At 51.9% G+C, this 20,264-nt stretch carries 22 protein-coding genes; 19 read left to right on the top strand and 3 right to left on the bottom strand.

The features are described from left to right. Nucleotides 1–34 precede the first annotated feature (34 nt). Nucleotides 35–1,759: an ABC transporter ATP-binding protein gene (locus LKD37_RS11840; RefSeq protein WP_349048701.1), complete on the bottom strand. Its 1,725-nt coding sequence runs from the start codon at nt 1,757–1,759 to the stop codon at nt 35–37. Then, nucleotides 1,756–3,498 (bottom strand): ABC transporter ATP-binding protein, encoded by a 1,743-nt coding sequence (locus LKD37_RS11835; RefSeq protein WP_302929412.1) that lies wholly within the window; start codon nt 3,496–3,498, stop codon nt 1,756–1,758. The genes LKD37_RS11840 and LKD37_RS11835 overlap by 4 nt, the downstream gene beginning before the upstream one ends. A 156-nt stretch (nt 3,499–3,654) precedes the next feature. On the opposite strand from LKD37_RS11835, the gene LKD37_RS11830 reads away from it, so the two are divergent. The 19 genes from LKD37_RS11830 to LKD37_RS11740 all read left to right on the top strand — a co-directional run bounded on the left by LKD37_RS11830 (nt 3,655) and on the right by LKD37_RS11740 (nt 19,049). Next, nucleotides 3,655–4,578 (top strand): helix-turn-helix domain-containing protein, encoded by a 924-nt coding sequence (locus tag LKD37_RS11830; protein WP_302929405.1) that lies wholly within the window; start codon nt 3,655–3,657, stop codon nt 4,576–4,578. A 108-nt stretch (nt 4,579–4,686) separates the two neighbouring features. Further along, a complete protein-coding gene (locus tag LKD37_RS11825) occupies nt 4,687–4,986 on the top strand; it encodes a hypothetical protein (protein WP_370686870.1) in 300 nt (99 codons plus the stop codon). A gap of 41 nt (nt 4,987–5,027) precedes the next feature. Beyond that, entirely contained in the window at nt 5,028–5,426 is a 399-nt protein-coding gene (locus tag LKD37_RS11820) for a hypothetical protein (RefSeq protein WP_302929404.1), read from the top strand. Nucleotides 5,427–5,620: 194 nt separating this feature from the next. Further along, on the top strand, nt 5,621–6,199 hold the full coding sequence (locus tag LKD37_RS11815; protein ID WP_302929403.1) for a TetR/AcrR family transcriptional regulator: 579 nt from the start codon (nt 5,621–5,623) through the stop codon (nt 6,197–6,199). A 116-nt stretch (nt 6,200–6,315) separates the two neighbouring features. After that, on the top strand, nt 6,316–6,930 hold the full coding sequence (locus LKD37_RS11810; protein ID WP_302929402.1) for a class I SAM-dependent methyltransferase: 615 nt from the start codon (nt 6,316–6,318) through the stop codon (nt 6,928–6,930). A 3-nt stretch (nt 6,931–6,933) separates the two neighbouring features. Continuing rightward, a complete protein-coding gene (locus LKD37_RS11805; RefSeq protein WP_302929401.1) occupies nt 6,934–7,722 on the top strand; it encodes an alpha/beta fold hydrolase in 789 nt (262 codons plus the stop codon). A 1-nt stretch (nt 7,723) separates the two neighbouring features. After that, complete coding sequence (locus LKD37_RS11800) at nt 7,724–8,515, top strand: class I SAM-dependent methyltransferase (RefSeq protein ID WP_302929400.1); 792 nt, start codon at nt 7,724–7,726, stop codon at nt 8,513–8,515. Between the two features lie 3 nt (nt 8,516–8,518). Then, complete coding sequence (locus tag LKD37_RS11795) at nt 8,519–9,124, top strand: class I SAM-dependent methyltransferase (protein ID WP_302929399.1); 606 nt, start codon at nt 8,519–8,521, stop codon at nt 9,122–9,124. Nucleotides 9,125–9,244: 120 nt separating this feature from the next. Beyond that, on the top strand, nt 9,245–10,108 hold the full coding sequence (locus LKD37_RS11790) for an MBL fold metallo-hydrolase (RefSeq protein WP_302929398.1): 864 nt from the start codon (nt 9,245–9,247) through the stop codon (nt 10,106–10,108). 12 nt (nt 10,109–10,120) lie between these two features. After that, nucleotides 10,121–10,963 carry a class I SAM-dependent methyltransferase gene (locus LKD37_RS11785; protein ID WP_302929397.1) on the top strand — a complete coding sequence of 281 codons (843 nt, stop codon included), beginning with the start codon at nt 10,121–10,123 and terminating at the stop codon, nt 10,961–10,963. Beyond that, nucleotides 10,960–11,892, top strand: a complete 933-nt coding sequence (locus LKD37_RS11780; RefSeq protein ID WP_302929396.1) for an acyl-CoA thioester hydrolase/BAAT C-terminal domain-containing protein — start codon at nt 10,960–10,962, stop codon at nt 11,890–11,892. Before LKD37_RS11785 ends, LKD37_RS11780 begins: the two co-directional genes overlap by 4 nt. Nucleotide 11,893: 1 nt before the next feature. After that, nucleotides 11,894–12,544 (top strand): L-2-amino-thiazoline-4-carboxylic acid hydrolase, encoded by a 651-nt coding sequence (locus LKD37_RS11775; protein ID WP_302929395.1) that lies wholly within the window; start codon nt 11,894–11,896, stop codon nt 12,542–12,544. Further along, nucleotides 12,541–13,332 (top strand): alpha/beta hydrolase, encoded by a 792-nt coding sequence (locus LKD37_RS11770; protein ID WP_302929394.1) that lies wholly within the window; start codon nt 12,541–12,543, stop codon nt 13,330–13,332. Before LKD37_RS11775 ends, LKD37_RS11770 begins: the two co-directional genes overlap by 4 nt. After that, complete coding sequence (locus tag LKD37_RS11765) at nt 13,329–14,033, top strand: L-2-amino-thiazoline-4-carboxylic acid hydrolase (RefSeq protein ID WP_302929393.1); 705 nt, start codon at nt 13,329–13,331, stop codon at nt 14,031–14,033. Before LKD37_RS11770 ends, LKD37_RS11765 begins: the two co-directional genes overlap by 4 nt. Nucleotides 14,034–14,052: 19 nt before the next feature. Beyond that, the gene (locus LKD37_RS11760) at nt 14,053–14,979 is read left to right on the top strand and encodes a ketopantoate reductase family protein (protein WP_302929392.1); all 927 of its coding nucleotides are present in this window, start codon (nt 14,053–14,055) and stop codon (nt 14,977–14,979) included. A 114-nt stretch (nt 14,980–15,093) separates the two neighbouring features. Next, complete coding sequence (locus LKD37_RS11755; protein ID WP_302929391.1) at nt 15,094–16,071, top strand: helix-turn-helix transcriptional regulator; 978 nt, start codon at nt 15,094–15,096, stop codon at nt 16,069–16,071. 73 nt (nt 16,072–16,144) lie between these two features. Beyond that, entirely contained in the window at nt 16,145–16,858 is a 714-nt protein-coding gene (locus tag LKD37_RS11750; protein WP_302929390.1) for an LptM family lipoprotein, read from the top strand. A gap of 69 nt (nt 16,859–16,927) precedes the next feature. Then, the gene (locus LKD37_RS11745; RefSeq protein ID WP_302929389.1) at nt 16,928–18,688 is read left to right on the top strand and encodes an ABC transporter ATP-binding protein; all 1,761 of its coding nucleotides are present in this window, start codon (nt 16,928–16,930) and stop codon (nt 18,686–18,688) included. A gap of 124 nt (nt 18,689–18,812) precedes the next feature. Continuing rightward, a complete protein-coding gene (locus tag LKD37_RS11740; RefSeq protein ID WP_302929388.1) occupies nt 18,813–19,049 on the top strand; it encodes a hypothetical protein in 237 nt (78 codons plus the stop codon). 645 nt (nt 19,050–19,694) lie between these two features. On the opposite strand, the gene LKD37_RS11735 is transcribed toward LKD37_RS11740, so the two are convergent. Beyond that, nucleotides 19,695–20,204, bottom strand: coding sequence for a ferritin (locus LKD37_RS11735; protein ID WP_306414471.1), 510 nt, complete (start codon nt 20,202–20,204; stop codon nt 19,695–19,697). Nucleotides 20,205–20,264: the final 60 nt, after the last annotated feature.

The raw sequence follows: 20,264 nt of genomic DNA, 5'->3' as shown, positions 1-20,264 counted from the left end.
CTTCAGTGCGGTCTGCATCTGAAGGGTAACCTGCTTAGTAGTTAAATTTCTCTGCCAGATTGGACTTTTCAATCATCTTTCTATATGTGGGCGACTGTTTCAGCAGATGAGCATGTTTTCCACAGGCTTCTACCGTACCTGCTTTCATAACGACGATCTTATCTGCATTTTCAATAGACATCAGTCTGTGTGAAATAACAATCACGGTCTTGCCTTGAATCAAATGATTTAATCCAGTCTGTATCTGGACTTCTGTTTCCACATCTAACGATGCAGCAATCTCATCCAGAATGATAATTGGAGCATCCTTCAGGATTGCTCTGGCAATGGACAGCCGCTGACGTTCTCCGCCGGAGAGTTTGGCTCCATTTTCCCCGATTATTGTCTGGTAGGTGTCTGGCAGACGGCTGACAAACTCATTGCAACCAGCCAGTTTTGCAGCTCGTATTACTTCTTCGTCAGAAGCATCCAGCCGCCCAAGGCGAATATTTTCCATAATAGAAGTATTAAATAGAATGACTTCCTGAAAAACAATGGAAACATACTTGAACAAGCTATCAGTGTGAATTTCTCGTATGTCGGTTCCTCCGATCTGAACGGTACCGGAATCTGCATCATATAGTCTGCTGATGAGCTTAAGCATTGTTGTTTTTCCGCAGCCGCTGGGACCGACCAATGCGGTTATCTGTCCTTGCTCCGCCGTAAAGGATGCATGGCGAATCACCTGGGTGTCTTTCTGGTAGGAAAAACAAACATCCTTTATTTCTACATTGAAATCTGAAAGGACTGCCTTTTCTCCGCCCTGAAGTTCATGATTCTTGATTTCACCAATCCGGGCAATTCTTGCGTCCAAATAAAAGATTTCCGTCAGATAGAGCAAAACACCACCCATGGCCCCGCTGAGTTTCGCCGCCATAATAATATAGCCCAGAAGAATCAGGATACTTACCTGACCGGAGGCGAGCATTGAAAGGCCAACAGTCGCCGTGATTCCAATAGGAAGAATAGATAAAGTCTGGCCGATTGTAACAGGAATCGTCTGGGTGATCTGAGCTTTCCATTGAAGATTTTCTGACTCATCCAACTGCTGGTCCATTTGAGCTTCTACTTTTTCTTTCAACCCATAGCTTTTAATTTCCTGATTCAGTTCGATTGCATTCTGAAAGCTTTCGGAAATATCTCTCAACTTATCATAATGTTTATTTACATCTCTGACCTGCAGTTTCTTTGTCAGGAAAAGAACCGAAGCAGAAGTAAGAACGGGAAGCAATACACAGAGACCTAATTTCCAATTCATGATCAGAAGGGCTACGCTGATAACCAAAAAGTAAATTGCAAACCCTATGGAATTAGCCACTGCGTTCGCAAAAGCATGCTCAATCGAAGCCACATCTGCCATGATTGTTTGAGCAAGGTCAGACAAATTGTGCTTTGAAAAATAGGATAGGGGCAGTTTGGAAAGCTGTTCCGCCAGATCAATTCTTAAATTTGCAGATTCCTGGTAAGTTTCATCATAGGTCGTTTTATAGTTATAGTTAATAACTAAGTACATCACCAGGGTCGCTGCCAGCATAAACAGGAGATATACCACCGGTTTCCCGGTATTTCCATTCAACAGCCTGTCTGCAAATAGAAAAACACAGATCATCGGCGGTACAAAAGAAACATAATAGAGAAAGAATGACCAGATTGATTTTGCAAGGCCCTTCACACCCGAATCACTCAGCTGGAAGGCTCTTTTTAGATATGTCTTCATCATGCCAACCTCCACTGATTTGCCTTGCAGTATACATCCTGAAAATCCTTATAACGTCCATTGCAGGCCATCAGTTCATTGTGGGTTCCCTGTTCCACAACTTTTCCATTCTGGACAAACAGGATCTGGTCTACATTCTGAATAGAGGACAGCCTGTGTGCAATCATGATAACTGTTTTGCCCCTCATCAGTTTTTGGAAAGCCTGCTGCAACTCGTATTCATTTTCCGGATCTGCAGCTGCAGAAGCCTCATCCATAATGACGATATTCGCATTCTTTAGAATAGCCCTTGCAATGGCGATCCTTTGCACCTCACCACCGGAAAGGTATACGCCCTTTGCCCCTATGACGGTCATCTCCCGCTGGGGGAATTTGTCAAGGATGGATGTGCAGTTCGCTGCGTCAAGTGCATCCATAATCTGCTGCCGTGTTGCCTGAGGATTTCCGATTCGGACATTTTCGTAAATTGAGGTCTTTAGTAATTGACTGCGCTGGAAAACAAATGCGATGTTCTGAATGAGAGCTTTTTCAGAATAACTCTGAATGTTCTTTCCACCAATCAGAATTTCGCCGCCATCGACAGGATAAAACCCTGAAATCAGCTTTGCAATGGTAGATTTTCCTCCCCCGGAAGACCCGATGAGCGCATAAGTTTTATTCTGATGAAGTGTCAGGCTGAAATCCTTCAGCACGAAGTTGTCATCATACTTAAAGTCAACATGACGAAATTCAATATTGAAATCTTGGAAGGTCTCTTCGTTTCCATGTGGAAGCTTTGCCTGATCCATAGAAGTAGTCAGCTCATCAAGCCGATTCAGCGTATTTTGTGCGCCAAAGTTATCCTGCCCCGTAAACATGATCGATGTGAAAGAAGTAAATACAGCTCCGGAGAACACAGCAAAGAAAACAATCTTTGCCAGGATTAGCATAGCAGGTTCTCCATAGCTGATGAATACAACTGCGGCTGGTACAGCAAAAGCATAAAACACGTTGAACAGAACCTGGAATCCGACGTAGGGATTCTTACAGCTGAGGCTATACTGATAGACGTACTGTTTGTACTCTTTGATCGAGTTAATCAGAGTTTTGTAATACTGTACAGTTACACCGAAGATTTTTATGATCTGCATTCCTCTGACATATTCTACTGTTGCCGCACTCATTTTTTGAAGCGCCGCTGAATAGCCAGACAGAAATTCAGTACCACCGGACATTTTACGATACTGAAGAACACCAATCACAGTTGTAAGGATCAGGAGAATACCAAGGCGATAGTCTATTGCAAACATCAGCACAAACATTAACACCGGCGTCATAACAGCAGTGACGTTGTCCGGAATCAAATGGGCCACTGTTTTGTGTGTTTCTGCTGCGTTATCATCAATAATTCTTCGAATCTCTCCAGAGCTGTTATGGTCAAAAAAGGAAGAAGAGGCATCCAATAATTTATGAAGCCCATTTTTCCTTAAGTTTGTTTCAAGCCGGAAGCCTAAGTAGTGGGAACACGTTGCCGATGCAATGTTGAGAATGCCTCGTAAAATCATAAGTATGACTACAATAATTGCGTCATACATAGCCTTCTCATATACGGGAATAACCAGAATAGACACAATGGACTGCCACAGAAGCCAATATGCTCCCATATATGAGCAGACGGCAGCGGCAGATAGCGCCATGGAGAAATATGCCCAAATTCTTTTATCTGGGACATAATGAAATAGTTTTTTATACAAACTGCGCATTGACTTCAAATATACACCTCTTTTTGCTTAAAAACGGTTTGACATACATCAACTCTTTCATTATAATTAGTTGTAGCTAACTGTAAAGGGCAAAACAGATATAAAGTCTAAACAAGGTATTAATAAATCTAAACGAGGTATCTTTGGGAGGAGCCAATGATAGAAGTTAAACGAGATGATTTCTTTGTTGAATTGATAAAGAATCCAATAGAGTACGGAACATATTATAAGATCAACCCAAAATATGGAACCGGATTTCAATGGACGAGTGAGGTTCACCACGATTTCATCATTACAGCGACAGATATAAGATTTAACCAGGAAACTATGGTCGGAGAACATATTGGGTCTGGTTATGTACTTGCTCTCTATATTAGTGGCGCAGGAGATGAATTCTATCCGTATCAAAATATTTCTCCGAATACATTGCGCTGCTATGAACCATCTGAAAAGTATAAAGCTATTTATCATCCTCAGATTCCATTAAGATGTATTACCGTGCAGGTTGACCAGGAATTTATTGAACAGTATCTCCAGGAAATTTCCGGTGATCTTGAAGTGAACTTTTCTGATTTTTTCAAAGAAAAAGGGAAATTCTATTTACCAAATGTTAATCATGCTATGCAAAGCCTATATGAGTATCTGCTTTCCATGAAAGCATCCAGAATTACAGTAGAAGCAAAAATATATGAAATCATCTCTTATCTTGCTTCATATTTGAAAGAAAACAGACTAAATGAAGAGAATGGCCAGCCCATTAACAAAACAGATTTGCAGGCATTAGATGAACTAACGCATTACATGGACGAACATTACAGTTTTAATATTACGTTGCAGACGCTTTCCACCATTGCATGTATGAGTGAAAGCAAAATGAAAAAGCTATTTAAGTCAGTTTATAATATGTCCATTACTGAATACATTCAGAGGAAAAGGATCTCTGTAGCCGAGCATATGCTTATTCAGACCGACCTCACCATTGCGGAAATTTCAAGAATTGTTGGATACTCCAACCCCAGTAGATTGATTGAAATATTCAAAAGGTATTATGGATTTACTCCCTCAAAATACAGAAAATAAAAGTGTTATACTAATTTGGATAAACCTAACCCTCTAAAAATCAACCAAATCAATCGTTATGAGGTGACGCATACAAGCGTCACCTCATTTCTTTTTGGAAATTTCATCTTGAAAGCATCTGTGAAGGAGTATAATAAAACCATTGTCAACCCCGATGGCGATGACAGCAACCGCGGACAGAATGCCTTTTTCTATGATGCGGCGGAGGGATTGCTCACTTCGGTCATCCTGATGCTGGCGGAGTTTCTGCCGCCGGATGAGGAGCACCCACAGGAGCGCCGGCACATCGTCTCTGTCTTCAAGCTGGTGCAGGATCTGCTGGAGCCCAGCAAGGTAAAGGGCAAGAGTCACTTCCAGCTCCTGATGGGCAAGCTGCCGCCTGACCACCTCCGCAGGACACGGGCGTAATTGGATAGAACAGAAAAGCACAGCCGCTCGTTTTCTCTGAGTTGCTGTGCTTCTGCTTCTTCCTGCACCACGCTGAAAAGCGTCTGAACAGCGCGATTTACCGCTTTCTCACCCGCAATGGCATTGACCGTTACGATCCGGCGCGCTTTCTGGACTACAAGCTGGAAGTTCTGCAAATGCTGCTGTACTGTCTGCCGAGGCTCGACCCGGAGCAGGAAACGGAGTTCCTGAAATACGCGAAACACTATGTCCGGGACGGGCCGCTGTTCTGCCGCATGATGGTCGAAGCCGGTTCCTTTGCCAGCCTTGCGGAGTATCGGCACGTGCGGCAGATTGGCGCGATCTATAACAATTCGGCAAAAACCGCGCAGAAGTCATTTCCGAGTTTGCCGTCCAAAGCGGATACAAGGATGAAAGCGTATCTGCGGATGAACTGCTGACCATTGCCCAGCGCAACCACAGCATTGCCGAAGGCGAGATTGCTGAAATCGGTGGTTGTGCCGTTTGAGATGGAAAGGCTGGATCTGATTTGATCATGATGGAAAGCAAAACGACGCCGTTGACAACATCTTCGGATCGTGCTACAATTTGACTGAAATGATAAATGCGGTCATAAATCCAAGGAGTGTGCGCAGTGGCTTTTACAGACGAACAGAATGAACAGATCCGCAATGACCTGATCCGGGAGGCCCAGCGCTGCGGCATTACCATAGGGATGCGGAAAACCTCAGTGGAGCAGCTGACAAATTCCGTCGGTATTTCCAAGGGATCGTTTTATAAATTCTTTGATTCCAAGGAGCTGCTGTTTTTCGCCGTGCTGGAGGATATCCATACAGAGTGTTTCGCAGCGGCGCAGAAGTCTTTGCAGGAAAATACAGCCTTATTGCCTACCGACCGCGCGGCAGCGGCGATCCTGGCGGCCTGCCGTTGGCTCTCCAGGACAAAAGCCTTTGTGTTCATCGAAAATGACGCAGATTTTCTTCTGCACCGACTGCCGGAAGAAGTGAAGACCGCCCACTACCACGATGACGAGACGCACATCCGTACCCTGCTGGAGATGGGCGGCCTGCAGCCCAAGGGCGGTATGGCGCTGGCTGCCGCCACAGTGCGGGGCTTGATTTTAACCGTCTCCCATCAGGAGCAGATTGGGGTACTCTATCCGCAGGTGCTGGAAACGCTGGTGCGGGGCGCCTGTCAGGAGCTATTTGCATAAGCGGAAAAGCCGCAGTGATGCGGCTTTTCAAAAGGAATACAGTTAGCTTACCCTAACTCGCTTGTGTCATCTGTGTGAGTTAGAGGAGTTTAACATCTCGTTGTGAGGGCGAAATCATGAGAAACAGTCAAAATTTCTGGGATAAAAACGCAGGGCGGTACGACCGCTTCATGCGCAAGGACGCAGCGGCTTACGAGCGGCTGTACGAGCTGCTGCGCCCCGTGGTGCGGCACAAAACCGTGCTGGAACTGGCGACCGGCACGGGGCTGATCGCCAAAAATATCGTCCGCTCTGCTGACCATATTGAAGCTACCGACGCATCCCAAGAGATGATTGAGCAGGCAAAACAGGGCGTAAAATCTACGAAGCTCTATTTTTCGGTGCAGGATATGTTCCACCTGCCTTATGCCGACGAAAGCTTTGACGTGGTCATCGTGGCCAATGCGCTGCATATCGTGCCGGAGCCGGAGAAGGCTCTCTCCGAAATTCGCCGGGTGCTGAAAGAGGACGGGATACTGGTCGCACCGACCTTTACTCATGCCGGTAATGACTTTCGTGGAAAGGTCAAAGCATTTTTCATGAAGCTGGCGGGCTTTCCGCTGCACAGCAAATGGACGAGTGCAGATTACCTTTCGTTCCTGCGGGAAAACGGCTGGACGGTGCGGAAAAGCACCGTGCTGAAAACCTCGTTCCCGCTGACCTACGCAGAGTGCGTGAAATCGGAGGGGTGAGCCATGCAGATATTGGAACACGGGCAGGCGCAGGAGCGGACGCTGCTGTTTTTCCCCTGCACGGCAGAGCCTGTATGGGCTTTTGCCGACACGATCACGCTGCTTTCTCAGAGATGGCATGTTTTTCAGGTGGTGTATGACGGCCATCAGCCGGAGTATCCCGGGGATTTCACCTCCGTGGAGCAGACTGTGGATGAAGTGACGGAATATCTGAAAAGCCGCGGCGTCTCCCGACTGGATGCGGCCTATGGCTGCTCTATGGGTGGGGCGTGCCTGACCCGCCTGCTGGCGCTGGGGCTGTTCCCGATTGACCGAGCCATCATTGATGGCGGAATCACGCCCTACCAGGTGCCCTGGCTGGTGCGAAGACTGCTGCTGGCGCGGGACGTGCTGTCCTTCAAAATGGCGGCAAACAACAGAAAGATTCTGGAAGCGGCTTTTCCGCCGGAACGATTTACCCCCACAGGGCACGACCCCAAAAAGGAGTACGACGCCATGGAAGCCTATCTCAAAACCTTTTCCGATCGGACGATCCGCAATGTATTCTGGTCTGCCAACAACTATGCGCTTCCGAAGCGCTCCGCTAAAATCGGTGCGAAAATCACCTACTGGTACGGCGACGACGAAAAGAAGGATCGCAGGCGAGATATCCGGTTCATCAAGCGCTATTTTCCTAAGGCGCGCATCCATGGCATCCCCAAGATGGCCCATGCGGAGCTGGTGATGGTACACCCGGAAAAATTCTGCCGGTATGCGGAAAAATTTCTGACTATGCAAGCGGAGGAAAGATGATATGAGAGAAAAGATCAAACTCTCTGGCGTGCCGGAGACTATGCTGCAAACCATTTACGCAAGGGCGAAGGAGAGCCGGGGACGCGGCGCGATTCACGATGCAAAAGCGGAGGAAATCATCGAGAAGCTGGACTACGATTTTTCCCTTGCGGACAAGGATACGGCCATGCGCAGCGGCGTCATTGCCCGAACCATCGTGCTCGACCGGATGACGAAGGAATGGCTTGCGTCGCACCCCGGCGCGGTGGTGGTCAACATCGCCTGCGGGCTGGATACCCGCTGCTACCGGATGTCGGGTTACGCACATTGGTATAACCTCGACCTGCCGGAAACGATGGCGGTGCGGGAAAAGCTTCTGCCGGAAAGCGGCACGATTTCGCAGATTACCATGTCCGCCATGGAAGATTGGGGCAGCGAAATCAGCGAGCAGAATGTGCCGGTGCTGATCGTCATTGAGGGACTGACCATGTACCTTTCCGAGAGGAACATACAGCGTATTTTCACGGTGATTTCCAGCCGGTTTTCCAACGCCACAGTCTTTGTGGAAACCATGAATCCTACGATAGTGCGGCACTTCAAGGAGAAATCCATTGACGCAAGCAACGCAAAATTCAACTGGGGAATCAAGAATGGGAAAACACTTGCCGAACTGCTGTCGGATTTTCGCTTTGTGGAGGAACACAGCTTAACCGAGGGCATGGCGGCATTTGCGCCAGTTTACAAGCTGCTGGACAGGCTGCCCGCCGTGCGGAATATTTCCAATAAGATCATCGTTCTGGAAAAGGAGTTGTAGAAGATGTCATTCTTTGAAAACACCCGCAAACCTGTGGGTATCGGCGGGAAGCTCATGGTCGCCATGATGAATTTGGGTCACAGCCCTGTGGCGCGCTGGGGGCTTCAATTTCTGAATGCTGCGCCGGATGCCAAGGTGCTGGACTGCGGCTGCGGTGGCGGTGCGAACATGAAAAGGCTGCTGAAAAAATGCCCGCAGGGTATCGTGAAGGGCATCGACTATTCGCCCGTCAGCGTGGAGAAGACGAAAAAGGTCAACGAGACCGCCATCGCTGAGGGGCGCTGTGCCGTCCTGCAAGGCAGTGTGGCGGATATGATCTTCGCAGATGACTGGTTTGATGCGGTCACGGCCTTTGAAACGGTCTACTTCTGGCCTGATCTGCCGCAGTGCTTTCGGGAGGTCTGCCGGGTGCTGAAACCCGGCGGAACCTTTCTCATCTGCAATGAGAGCAGTGGCGACACGGACAAGGATGAGAAGTGGACGGAGATTATCGGCGGTATGACCATATACAAGGATGTCGAGCTGAAGGCATATCTGGAGCAGGTGGGCTTTTACGAGGTGCAGATACACAAAAAGAAAAGCTGGCTGTGCATCACGGCACGGAAATAAGGAGATCAAGCATGAGCATTTTTGCACCCATCCTGCGCATGAATATGAGGAAGTGCGCGTAGGAAACCTGAAAAGTATTGCATGGTTTAACTGCCGAAAATCAAAATGGGGAGCGATAATATGTCAAAGAAAGCGACCGAGTTTCAAAAAAAGGAAATGAGCAAGATGTACCGCGGCAAGGAGATCTTCAAGCCCCTGAACACCGGCTGGGTGGACGAGCATGTGGCCTGCGTGCGGGAGTGGGTGGCGAACATCTTCTTCTACCGCAAGGGCGACACCACCATCATGATCGATGCCGGGTACAACTACGACCGGCTGGCAGAAAAAATGGGCTGGCTGGGCATCGACCCGCAGTCCATCCGGCACATCCTCATCACTCATCAGGACACCGACCACGTGGGCGCGGTGGAGGCAGACAGCCTCGGTTTGTTCCGGAGCGCAAAGTTCTATATCGGCGAGATTGAAAACCGGTATCTCACCGGCGAGGTGCGGCGAAAAGTCATATACCATCTCTATAAATTGCCGCAGGTCACAATTAACAACGAAAAGGTGCTGCTGCATGACGGCGAGACTTTCGAGATTGACGGCATCAAAATTGAGTGCTTTCTCGTCCCCGGCCATACATGGGGGCATATGGTCTATCTCATTGACGACAAATATCTCTTCACCGGCGATACTATCTGGTTCGGCGCGGACGGCGGCTACAGTTTCATTTCCTCTCTGGCAGAGGACAACAAACTGGCGGTGAAGTCGCTGGCGGCGCTGGAGCAGAAGCTGCAAAGCCGCGGATTGCGCCCGCTGTTTCTCACCGGTCACACCGGCTGGACGGACAACTTCGAGTTCGCCTTTGCCCATAAGGACAAGCTTTGCTCACCGTTCAAAAAGCGGGTTCCCGACCCCACCGCGCCTTATGACGCTTATGATGAATCAGACGATACGGAGGAAGTGGCGAGGGCCGGGTATCTTCAGGCTGTGGGGCGATAAAGGAGGATGACTGTGCGCTATAAAATTGAAAAGAACACGGTGCAGGAGACGCTGATCATTCCGCTGTACGCACGGAAAATGTGCTCCGAGCTGTACCCCAATTTGTACCGGGATGAGGCGGCGCGGCGGCTGGTAAACGCGGTCGACTATGATTTTTCCGCCTTGGAGAAAAAATCCCGCAATTTGATGCAGCGCTTCGGCTTCCTTGAGGTCGCCATGCGGCAGAACGACCTTGCCTACGAGGTGCGGGATTATCTGAAAACGCACCCCACGGCAGCAGTGGTAAACCTCGGCTGTGGGCTGGACTGCACCGGCCGCGCCTGCGACAACGGACACTGCAAAATCTACAATCTGGACTTTCCGGATGTCATCGCGGTGCGGAATCAGCTGCTTCCCGCCGGAGAGCGGGAAACGAACATTCCCTGCGACCTGAACGACACAGCGTGGCTTGACAAAATCGACGCCTCCGGCGGCGCGGTGTTCTTTGCGTCCGGCGTGTTCTACTATTTCCTGAAAGAACAGGTGAGGATACTGGTACGGGCCATGGCAGACGCCTTTCAAGGCGGCGTACTTGTGTTTGACGCCGCCAACGAAAAGGCGGTGAAACTGATGCTGAAAACATGGCTGAAGGATGCCGAGATCAAGGATGTGGGCGCATACTTTGCCGTTTCGGACGCGAAAAGCGAGATCGGCGCGTGGGACAGCAGTTTGCGGGTCTCCAGCCGGGGCTATATGCTGGGCTACAACGATCTGAAAGACCCGTCAGTCAGCGGCTTTTTCCGCTTTCTTGCCCAAGTCGGCGACGGGATGATGAACATGCAGATCATAAAGATCGGATTTGGAGGGAAACAATGAAGCACCTGCACTTTGATGTGGGAACCGCCGGCTTTTACGGCGCGTACTGGGCGTGTGCCGGCGGATCGGACTGCGCGGTCGTTGCGATGATTGGTGACGATCCGGAGGATCGGCTTGCGCGCTCGGCAGTGAAATGGCTTTGCGGGTACGGTGTAAACGTGCTCACAATGTCGCCCGCGAAAAAAGATTACGGACATCATAATTACCCGCTTGAGCGTGTGGAGACGGCAATTTCATGGCTGAAAGCTAACGGTAACAGAAAGATCGGCATTGCCGGTGCATCGACCACCGGAACGCTTGCGCTGACAGCGGCTGCCATGTTCCCGGATATCACCCTGACCATTGCCATGACACCCAGCGACTTTGTGTGGCAGGGCTTTCTGCAGGGCAAAAGGGACGGCTGCAAGGAGTGGCCGGTCGAGGACGAGTCGCTGTTCTCCTACCGGGGCAAGCCGCTGCCCTATATGCCGTTTTGCTATCAGCATCCCGATTATTGGCACTGCGTCGCCGCCGAGAGCAAGCGCACCGGCGATATGGTCAACTCCCGCAAGCTGTTTGACGATTCCGAGACAGCTCATCCGATCGAGCCGGAGGAATATATTCCCGTTGAAAACATCCGGGGAAAGCTGCTGCTGATCGGCGCGGAGGACGATGCGCTGTGGGACACCGCAAAGTATATCCGCCGGATGGAAAAGCGCCTTGCCGAAAAACCGCATGAATGCGAGATTGAGACGATGGTTTATGCCCACGGCACCCACTTCGTTTTCCCGGAGGGAATGCTGAAAATCATGCTGCCGATTGGCTCCGGTCTATTTGTGAAGTTTGCGTTTCAGGCAGCAAAAAAATATCCGAAGGAATGCCGCCAGACCCGGATAGACATCGAGAAACGGATGTGCCGGGTGTTAGCGGAATGGAAAGGAGCAAAGTGAGATGCGTTGGACGGGAATGCCCATGGCCATGTGGGTGCTGTTTGCTGGCTCCTTTCAAAAGCAGCTGACGGCGGTACTGGGCTATGACCCGGACACCGCACGTAAGATCACGGAAAAGGCCAAGCCGAAGTACCGTGAGATCATCGCAAAGCTGCCCGAATTTGAAAAAGGTGATCGGTTCAGCATGAACATCATTGGCTGCGCCATGTTGGGGGCGTTCGTCCTCTGTATGCCGAAGCGGCCGGATACGGAGGTGCTGACGGTATACTATGAGAATGCCCAGATGACGCCGCTGATGAAGTGGTTCTGCCGCAAGAGCGGAAAAAGCAAGTTTATCGCAAAGGACATTGCCGCCATGAAAGCCACCGCCGCCCGGAAGGCGGCTGACCGCAACCCCTACTCGTGGAACATGGACTTTTACGAGTATCCCGACGGCAGCGGTTATGAGGGACGCTTTACCAAATGCGGCATCTGTGTGCTGATGGAAGAGCTGGGGCTTTTTGACCTGACCCCCGCCATGTGCCATCTGGACTACGCCATGAGCGACGCCGACGGCGTGACGAATTTTGTGCGGCAGTACACGCTGGCCTCCGGCGGCCCTTACTGCGACTGCGGGTATAAGAAGAAACGGCTGCAAGAGGACAGAGCATGAAATACTTTGAGTTCGGGCAGGAGCATCCGGAGCTGATGGTCATGCTTCATGGCGGCGGGGTGTGCTATCGCGGCGCACTGCCGGTGGCAGAGGAGATGGCGAAAACCTACCATGTGGTGCTGGTGGCCTACGACGGCTTCAATCCCGATGAGCCGGAGACGCAGTTCCGGTCCGTGCCGGATGAGGCAAGGCGGCTGGGCGATTATATCGTGGAGCGCTACGGCGGGAAGATTGACATTCTCTACGGCGTGTCCTACGGAACATTCGTCCTCATGGACGTGCTGGCCGATAAGCGGCTGACCATCACGACTACCATTGCTAACGGTATGCCCACCATGGACTACGCCGACATCAAAAGCCCGGTTTTGCAGAACCTCTACATATTCTTCCTGACCGGCTTTTCCTATTGGCTCATCGGGAAGGCAGGCCCCATCCGGAAGAAGCTCGTCTGCAAGATGATGGGCCGCACGGAGGAATCCTTCGACCGCATCGTCTACAAAGACGCCACCTGGCAGAGCTGGGTCAATCAGGACAAGTACATGATCGGGCGGCACCGGAATTTTGATCTTTTCAAGCGCACGGACATGTACATCTGGCACGGCATTGCAAGCTCGACGGAAAAGAAGCTGGCGAAACATGTCAGAGCGTGGCAGGACAAGGGCTATGCCTTTACCTACAAGGTTTTTCCCAATATGGGTCACGGCACACTGGCGGGCGAACACCCGCGGGAGTTTTCAAAAGAGGTGCAGGCGGCGCACCAGTGCAGCCTGCAAAAGGAGAAGCGATGAGAGACAACAAACTGCAATTCAATCGCAGCTGCCATGTGCTGTATTCCAAAGCCTGCAAAAAGCAGATTCAATCGAAGATTGCCCTGCATTATCCGGAAGCGCAGCGCGAGGCCGTCTGGGAGCGGGTGCAGCGGCAGTATGTGGAATTTCTCTCGGACTGGCGGACGGACTTGGGCGGGAAGAAAAACTTTCACAACGGCGCGGGCGGCACTTACGACTGCATCGCTATCATGAGCTATTATGCCGTGTGCCGGGATGTTGTCTCCTTCCGGGAGATCGAAGAGATCGAGGAAAACCTGATTCTGCCTACCTTCCGCAAGCTCTCCCGATTTGTGGACTGCCACAAACCGTTTTTTAAGAGGCTGATGTATTGGGCCTTTCAGAACGCCGAAAAGCAGTGCGCCAAGTGGCACGATTACGAGATGCACGTTGCGCCCTATGACAAAGATAAACCTATCTATTATGAGTTCACCGCCTGCCCGGCGGCGGAGTTTGCCATCAAGCACGGTCTGACGGACATCATGCCCGCCCTGTGCAATGTGGACTTTGCGTCCATGGAGTTGCTTCACGCAAGGCTTGTCCGGAAAACCACCTGCGTGGACGGCTGCAGGTGCGACTATACCATCTGCGGCGACAAAGACCCGTACTTAAACGACCATCCCGAATACCGCGATGCGGCAGGGTATCGCAGAAACCGATAAGGAAAAGGAGAAAGTGGCCATGAAGTTTTTGGTATTCGGCGCCGGCGTTCTGGGGTGTAATCTGGCGAACAATCTGTTCCGCGCAGGAAAGGATGTCACGCTGCTGGCAAGAGGCCCATGGGCAGATGAGATTCGGCGAAACGGGCTGCGGATCAAAAATACACTTTCCCGCCGCACGGCAGTCAGCCCCATTCCGGTGGCAGCGGAGCTTTTGCCGGGAGACGACTATGATGTAATTTTTGTGGCTGTGCGGTACACGCAGATCGAAACAATTCTCGAAACTCTGCGGGCAAGCCTGGCGAAAACGATGATCTTTGTGGGCAACAATGTGCGCGCCTCGGAAACGGCAGCGCTTTTGCTGGAGAAGAACGTGCTGTTTGCCTTTACCAGCGCCGCCGGACACAGAGAAAGCAATTATGTGGCCTCGGTAGACCTTCGCAAGACTACCATCGGGCCGCTGCGGAATGCGCCGTCGCAGGAAGCGCTGGTTCAGGAAATCTTTGCAGGCACGAAGTATAAGGTCACCTACGAGCCGAACATGGAGGACTATCTCCTGTGCCACGCTGCGTTTGTGCTCCCGGCGGTTTTTGCCTGCTACAAGACCGACGGCGACCTGAAAAAGCTGAAAAGGGACAACGCTTATCTGAATCGCCTGATCGATGCGAATATCGAGGGTTACCGGGCAATCCGAAACGCCGGTCACGAGATTCTGCCGGATGCAGACAAGGAATTTGAGGATGCAGCATACCGCAAGACCTGCTTTCGCTTTTTTAAGCTCATGTGTGCAACGGCTTTAGGGAAAATCTGTGCGTCCGACCATGCCATGAACGCGGTGGACGAAATGAGCGCACTGAATCGGGACATGAAAGCATTTTTTGACGTGACCGGCGCAAAGTATCCGGTCTGGAAAACGCTGGAAGCAGAATGTGGGAGCTATCTGCGGTAAAAAAGCGACCGGCTGGTCAGAGCTGCGCTCCCTGCGGGGTTCGTTGCTTAAATTTGTGCGGTCGAGGAGCAGGGCAACAAATGCAGATTGCAGAGATTTGATTGAATAAACAATATGATTGACATCTTTTTTCATGACAAAACGGGTGTGGTTTCCGGCTTCCCCGGACAAATAGATGGTTTTGAACATGCGGATGGTAACGGAGAAATCCACTACTACCGGCTGTTTGACGGCGTGGGAATCATGCTGCTGCGGCTGGAAATGGAGGCGTATACAGAAATTCGGACACAGATCGGGAGGCTGGAAGTCAATTTCTGCGTGAACGGACGGTTTGAAACCAGCTTTTCCATGCGGGATCGTGTTCTTCTGAAGCCGGGCGACATGGCGGTCAGTTGCTACGATGGCTTTCACGGAAGCAGTTCGGCGTCCTGCTTTCCGCTGAGCTACTACGAGGGAATCTGTCTGGAGATCGAACCGGCCGCCGCGGGAAATTGGATAAAGCAGAACGCACCTGCGTTTTCAGTGGTTTTTGCCGCATGGAAGCAAAATCTTCTGGGCTGTAAATGGTATATGGTCGGCGCTGCGGGGCCGCGCTGTGAGCATGTATTCCGGGAGCTTTACGAAAGTGCGTTCTATGAAGATCCCGGCTTTTTGCAGCTCAAGACGCTGGAACTTCTGATGCTGCTTGGGCGTATTCCACAGGAGAATACGGCGGGGTTATATTGCTCGTCCGAGCAGACGGTTCTTGCGCACCATCTCCGGGATCACTTGCTGACAAACCGGGAGGGATACATATCCCTCGCCAGCCTTGCGGCGGAGCATGAGATATCGGTATCGCATCTGCAAAAGCTCTTCAAGCAGGTCTATGGCGTGCCGATCTACCGATATATCAAGGAATACCGCCTGGAGCAGGCGGCAGTGGAGCTGGTTCGCAGCGGGAAGTCTGTTACGGAGATCGCGCAGCAAGCAGGCTATGACAACGCCAGCAAATTTTCAGAGAGCTTCAAAAAGCGGTACGGCAAGACACCGTCCCGCTATCGTGCCGATAAAAAGAATGCGGTAAAACGGAGCATCAAAAACAAAACGGAGTAGTTTAAAAACGCAAAGCGTGTTAGAATACCCGGCGGTTAGAGGAAGCTAACCAAAGAGTTTTAGGAGGTACTGTATGAAAAAGAAATTTGCTGCTTTTGTGCTTTGCGTGATCTGCCTGCTGTCGGCTGCCGGCTGCGGCCAGGCGAAAACGGATGAACAGACGCCGCCGACTGACCAGAGCGCGGTGACCGACGATTATCTGACCACCATCAGCGGCACGTATGTGGAGCTGTTCCCGGAGCTGTCAAAATCCGAGTATCGGAATATCTGGATCGATGCCACCACGCCGCTGGCAGGCGCGGAGAACGCGGAGACTGCCACGGATATGCTGCTGGGAATGTGCATGGCGGAGCCTTACGGCCCGGAGGCGGCGGAAAAATACGCGGCAGACCCGGACAGCATGGCGTTTAACTGCTATTTTCTGGGCGGCGTGGACAAGTTTGTGATGGACGGTCACACGATCACCGGTCTGGACGCGCAGGGACAGGAGGTTTTCTCCCACACCTATAAGTTGCTGGATGAGGAGAACGAAAACGGCTTCATCTTCTATCAGAGCGAGGATGAAAATTCCGGCCAGTTTACCTATTTTGCCTTCTCGCCCGACACCATGGAAACCACCTATCATCTGGAGTTTCGCTATGCGGAGGATCTGAGTGATCTTCAAAGCTGGTTCGAGGGCAATTATGCCTATTGGAATGCCGCCGCGATTGCGGAGGATTACGATCAGGCAACCATGGAAAATGTCATTGAGCTTTTTACCACGGAAAATTTATCTGCGGCAGAATAAACGGTGCCTGCGCACCCGCTTGATTCAGACGGGTGCGCAGGCGCGCTTATCGGTAAGGATGTGATTTTATTGAAAAAACAATCTGACTTTTCCCGCCTGATGGGCTATGCGGGCAGGTATCGGGTTTTTACCTATGCCTCCTGGGTGCTTTCCGCCATCAGCGCGCTGACGGCGCTGGTGCCGTTCCTCTATATCTGGATGATTCTGCGGGATGTACTGGCCGCTGCGCCGGATTATGCGCAGGCGGTGAACATTCCTCATTACGGCTGGATGGCAGTGCTATTCGCGGTGCTGTCTTACCTTATTTATATTGCAGCGCTGATGTGCTCCCATCTGTCGGCGTTTCGGGTGGCGACCAATCTGCGGCTGGCAGTGTCGGAGCATCTGGCACTGCTGCCGCTGGGCTTTGCCGAGAACTTCGGCAGCGGTAAGCTGCGCAAGATTATCCACGAGAGCACCGGAGCCGCCGAGACCTATCTTGCCCACCAGCTGCCCGACCAGTACAACGCCATCGCCACCCCGGTGGGGCTGCTGGTGCTGCTGTTGGCGTTCGACTGGAGGCTGGGGCTGCTGAGCCTTGCGCCGGTAGTGCTGGCTTTCCTCATTATGGCGACCATGACCGGCAAGCGGATGGTCGAAAAAATGCGGCAGTACGGCAATGCCTTGGAGGCCATGTCCAACGAGGCAGTGGAATACGTCCGGGGCATTCCGGTGGTCAAAACCTTCGGGCAGAGTGTGTTTTCCTTCAAAAAATTCAAGACCGCCATTGATGAGTACGAAAAGTGGGTCGTCTCCTACACCAAAGACCTGCGCCTGCCCATGATGTTCTACACCGCCGCCGTCAACGGCGTGTTCGCCTTTCTGATTGCAGGCGGGCTGCTGTTCACGATACACGGCGTGACCCCGGTATTTCTGCTGAACCCGTTGTTCTATATTATCATCACGCCGGTGATCTCCCTGACTTTGACCCGCATGATGTACATGAGCGAGAGCAAGATGGTGGTAGCGGATGCGCTGGCACGCATCGACTCGGTGCTGGAGGCAGCACCCATGCAGGTTCAGGCTGTTCCGCAGCACCCGCAGGATGCTTCTGTCGCGCTGCAGAATGTGCATTTCAGCTATGACGGCAAGACGGATGTTATCAGGGGCGTTTCGCTGGAGATTCAGCCGGGACAGACTGTGGCTTTTGTAGGTCCCTCCGGCGGCGGAAAATCTACGCTGGCAAACCTTGTCTGCCGGTTCTTTGATGTGCAGAGCGGCAGCGTCCGAGTAGGCGGAGCGGAAGTGCGGGCAATCCCCAAGGAAGAGCTGATGGATACTATCTCCTTTGTGTTCCAGAACAGCCGCCTGCTCAAGGGCAGCATTCTGGATAATGTCCGTCTGGGCAGACCGCAGGCCACCGAAGCCGAGGTGCTGGCAGCACTGAAAGCTGCACAGTGCATGGATATCGTGGAGAAGTTCCCGGCGGGCATCCATACCGTTATCGGCACCAAGGGCGTGTATCTGTCCGGCGGCGAGCAGCAGCGCATTGCCATTGCCCGCGCCATGCTGAAAAATGCGCCCATCCTGATTCTGGACGAGGCCACCGCTTTTGCCGACCCGGACAATGAAGCTAAGGTGCAGGCAGCCTTTGCCCGGCTTGCCAAGGGCAAAACCGTGCTGATGATCGCACACCGCCTGTCCACCGTAGCCAACGCCGACTGCATCTATGTATGCCGGAAACAGCGGCAACGCGCTCTACTGCCCGACGGGCTATCTGGAGCTGCTCAGATTACAGGATCGCTTCGTCTATCTGCCCGAAATGCCGTACCGAGAGGTCGATCTCGATAAGGCCGCGCGGAACGTACTGACACAGGAACAGTTTGAGCAGGCCGGCGGCGAAGGTACGGTCGCGAGCTGGTGCAATACTGTGACGGTCGAAAATGTTCATCCCAACACGACGGTCTCGTTCCGGATGAACAATCTTTCCGGAAGCGCCGCTGATTTGAAGCTCTATGCCTACGGTGCAGACGGAAAGCTGGCGGAGGTCAGCAAAGAGCTGTGGACGATCACGGATGAAGCCGGGACTGGCGTGGATACCCTGGCCGACGGCACACTGTATGAGCTGCGTGTGAGCGTCGCGGACGGCGGCGCGTTCGACCTGAGCGAGGCGGAAAAGGAGATCAAAATTTCCGTTGTACTTGCAAAGTAAGACTCAAGGAAGGCTGTCAAAAAACTACAAAATCACCCCCGCTTCTGATATTCTGATATAATGAAAGAAACGGGGGTGTGCGCCGGTTCGGTGGCAAGCATATAGCCGGTGGGAATCCGGCCTGGTAAGGCTTGGCAAGCCACCAGTATCGAGTCCTTGGAGCGTCAAAGGCCAACAATGACGTTTAAGCGTAGGACAGAGAGCAGGAAGGCCGTAATGCGAAAGCGTGAAGTGATAGAGCTCCGTCATAGAATCAATTGTGTGGGATGGCCATGTGCCTCCGCGGTCATCAACAAGGAACGGTCGCTAACTGCAAGACCGGGAAAACACGCCGGAGTCCAAGAGCACGGCACACCTGACATTGTTATGTTTGTCATACCCGGGAGGCCTGAGTGGCTCCGCAGGAAAAAGAACTGCGGTAGGGAGTATCGGCCAAGCGCCTCGCCCCTTGTCCCATGCACGCACCAACAATACCGGCGCACCATGAGGGTAACAGTTTCGATCTCCTTTTCCTTGTTCAAGCTCCAAATTCCTTTCTGTTTTATACACAGTTAGTCTCCTCTAACTGCCTGATGGAAGAAAAGGCAGGCCACCTGTATGCAGTCTGCCTTTTGTCTGATGCGAAAGCCCGCAGACGCGCGGGGCTTATAGCACCAGCGAGGGTGCGGTGTAGACCCGTGCCTTCAACTCGCTGTTGAGCATATACAGTCCCTTGCTGTCACCGCCGAACAGCTCCATCTTGGTGATGAGGTCGGCGGCGTTCTTCTCTTCCTCGCCCTGTTCCTTGATGAACCAGTCCAGCATCTGCATGGCGCGGAAGTCCCTGACCTCGTATGCGGCGGCGTAGATGGCATCGATGCTGGCGGTGACCAGCTTCTCATGCTCCAGTGCCTTTTTCAGCGGGGTCATGTGGTCGCCTCGCTCCCACTCCGGCTTTGCGATAGCCTCAAAGGTGACGCCCTCGCCGTTATTCTGCAAATACTGATAAAACAGCATGGCGTGATCCCGTTCCTCCTGCGCCTGTACCCGGTACCAGTTCTCAAAGCCGTCCAGTCCGACGGCGGCGTAGTAGTTGGCAAAGTCCAGATACAGATAGGCGGAGTAGAACTCCTTATTGATCTGCTCGTTGATCAGCTTAGATACCTTAGCGTTCATGATACTTCTCCTCCATAAGATTGTCTTTTTCCTGCTCCCGGCAGGCAGGGCAGATATACC

Origin of the sequence: Brotocaccenecus cirricatena (genome assembly GCF_020687045.1) — a bacterium.
GTDB lineage: Bacteria > Bacillota > Clostridia > Oscillospirales > Oscillospiraceae > Vescimonas > Vescimonas cirricatena.
The sequence above is the reverse complement of the archived record's forward strand: the minus strand, read 5'-3'. Positions and strand labels throughout refer to the sequence as shown.

Bases quoted from the DNA above. Each gene is read 5' to 3' on its own strand.
- LKD37_RS11840 (WP_349048701.1), bottom strand. From the start codon at position 1,759: ATGATGAAGACATATCTAAAAAGAGCCTTCCAGCTGAGTGATTCGGGT.
- LKD37_RS11835 (WP_302929412.1), bottom strand. From the start codon at position 3,498: ATGCGCAGTTTGTATAAAAAACTATTTCATTATGTCCCAGATAAAAGA.
- LKD37_RS11830 (WP_302929405.1), top strand. From the start codon at position 3,655: ATGATAGAAGTTAAACGAGATGATTTCTTTGTTGAATTGATAAAGAAT.
- LKD37_RS11810 (WP_302929402.1), top strand. From the start codon at position 6,316: ATGAGAAACAGTCAAAATTTCTGGGATAAAAACGCAGGGCGGTACGAC.
- LKD37_RS11805 (WP_302929401.1), top strand. From the start codon at position 6,934: ATGCAGATATTGGAACACGGGCAGGCGCAGGAGCGGACGCTGCTGTTT.
- LKD37_RS11800 (WP_302929400.1), top strand. From the start codon at position 7,724: ATGAGAGAAAAGATCAAACTCTCTGGCGTGCCGGAGACTATGCTGCAA.
- LKD37_RS11795 (WP_302929399.1), top strand. From the start codon at position 8,519: ATGTCATTCTTTGAAAACACCCGCAAACCTGTGGGTATCGGCGGGAAG.
- LKD37_RS11790 (WP_302929398.1), top strand. From the start codon at position 9,245: ATGTCAAAGAAAGCGACCGAGTTTCAAAAAAAGGAAATGAGCAAGATG.
- LKD37_RS11780 (WP_302929396.1), top strand. From the start codon at position 10,960: ATGAAGCACCTGCACTTTGATGTGGGAACCGCCGGCTTTTACGGCGCG.
- LKD37_RS11775 (WP_302929395.1), top strand. From the start codon at position 11,894: ATGCGTTGGACGGGAATGCCCATGGCCATGTGGGTGCTGTTTGCTGGC.
- LKD37_RS11770 (WP_302929394.1), top strand. From the start codon at position 12,541: ATGAAATACTTTGAGTTCGGGCAGGAGCATCCGGAGCTGATGGTCATG.
- LKD37_RS11765 (WP_302929393.1), top strand. From the start codon at position 13,329: ATGAGAGACAACAAACTGCAATTCAATCGCAGCTGCCATGTGCTGTAT.
- LKD37_RS11760 (WP_302929392.1), top strand. From the start codon at position 14,053: ATGAAGTTTTTGGTATTCGGCGCCGGCGTTCTGGGGTGTAATCTGGCG.
- LKD37_RS11755 (WP_302929391.1), top strand. From the start codon at position 15,094: ATGATTGACATCTTTTTTCATGACAAAACGGGTGTGGTTTCCGGCTTC.
- LKD37_RS11750 (WP_302929390.1), top strand. From the start codon at position 16,145: ATGAAAAAGAAATTTGCTGCTTTTGTGCTTTGCGTGATCTGCCTGCTG.
- LKD37_RS11740 (WP_302929388.1), top strand. From the start codon at position 18,813: ATGAACAATCTTTCCGGAAGCGCCGCTGATTTGAAGCTCTATGCCTAC.
- LKD37_RS11735 (WP_306414471.1), bottom strand. From the start codon at position 20,204: ATGAACGCTAAGGTATCTAAGCTGATCAACGAGCAGATCAATAAGGAG.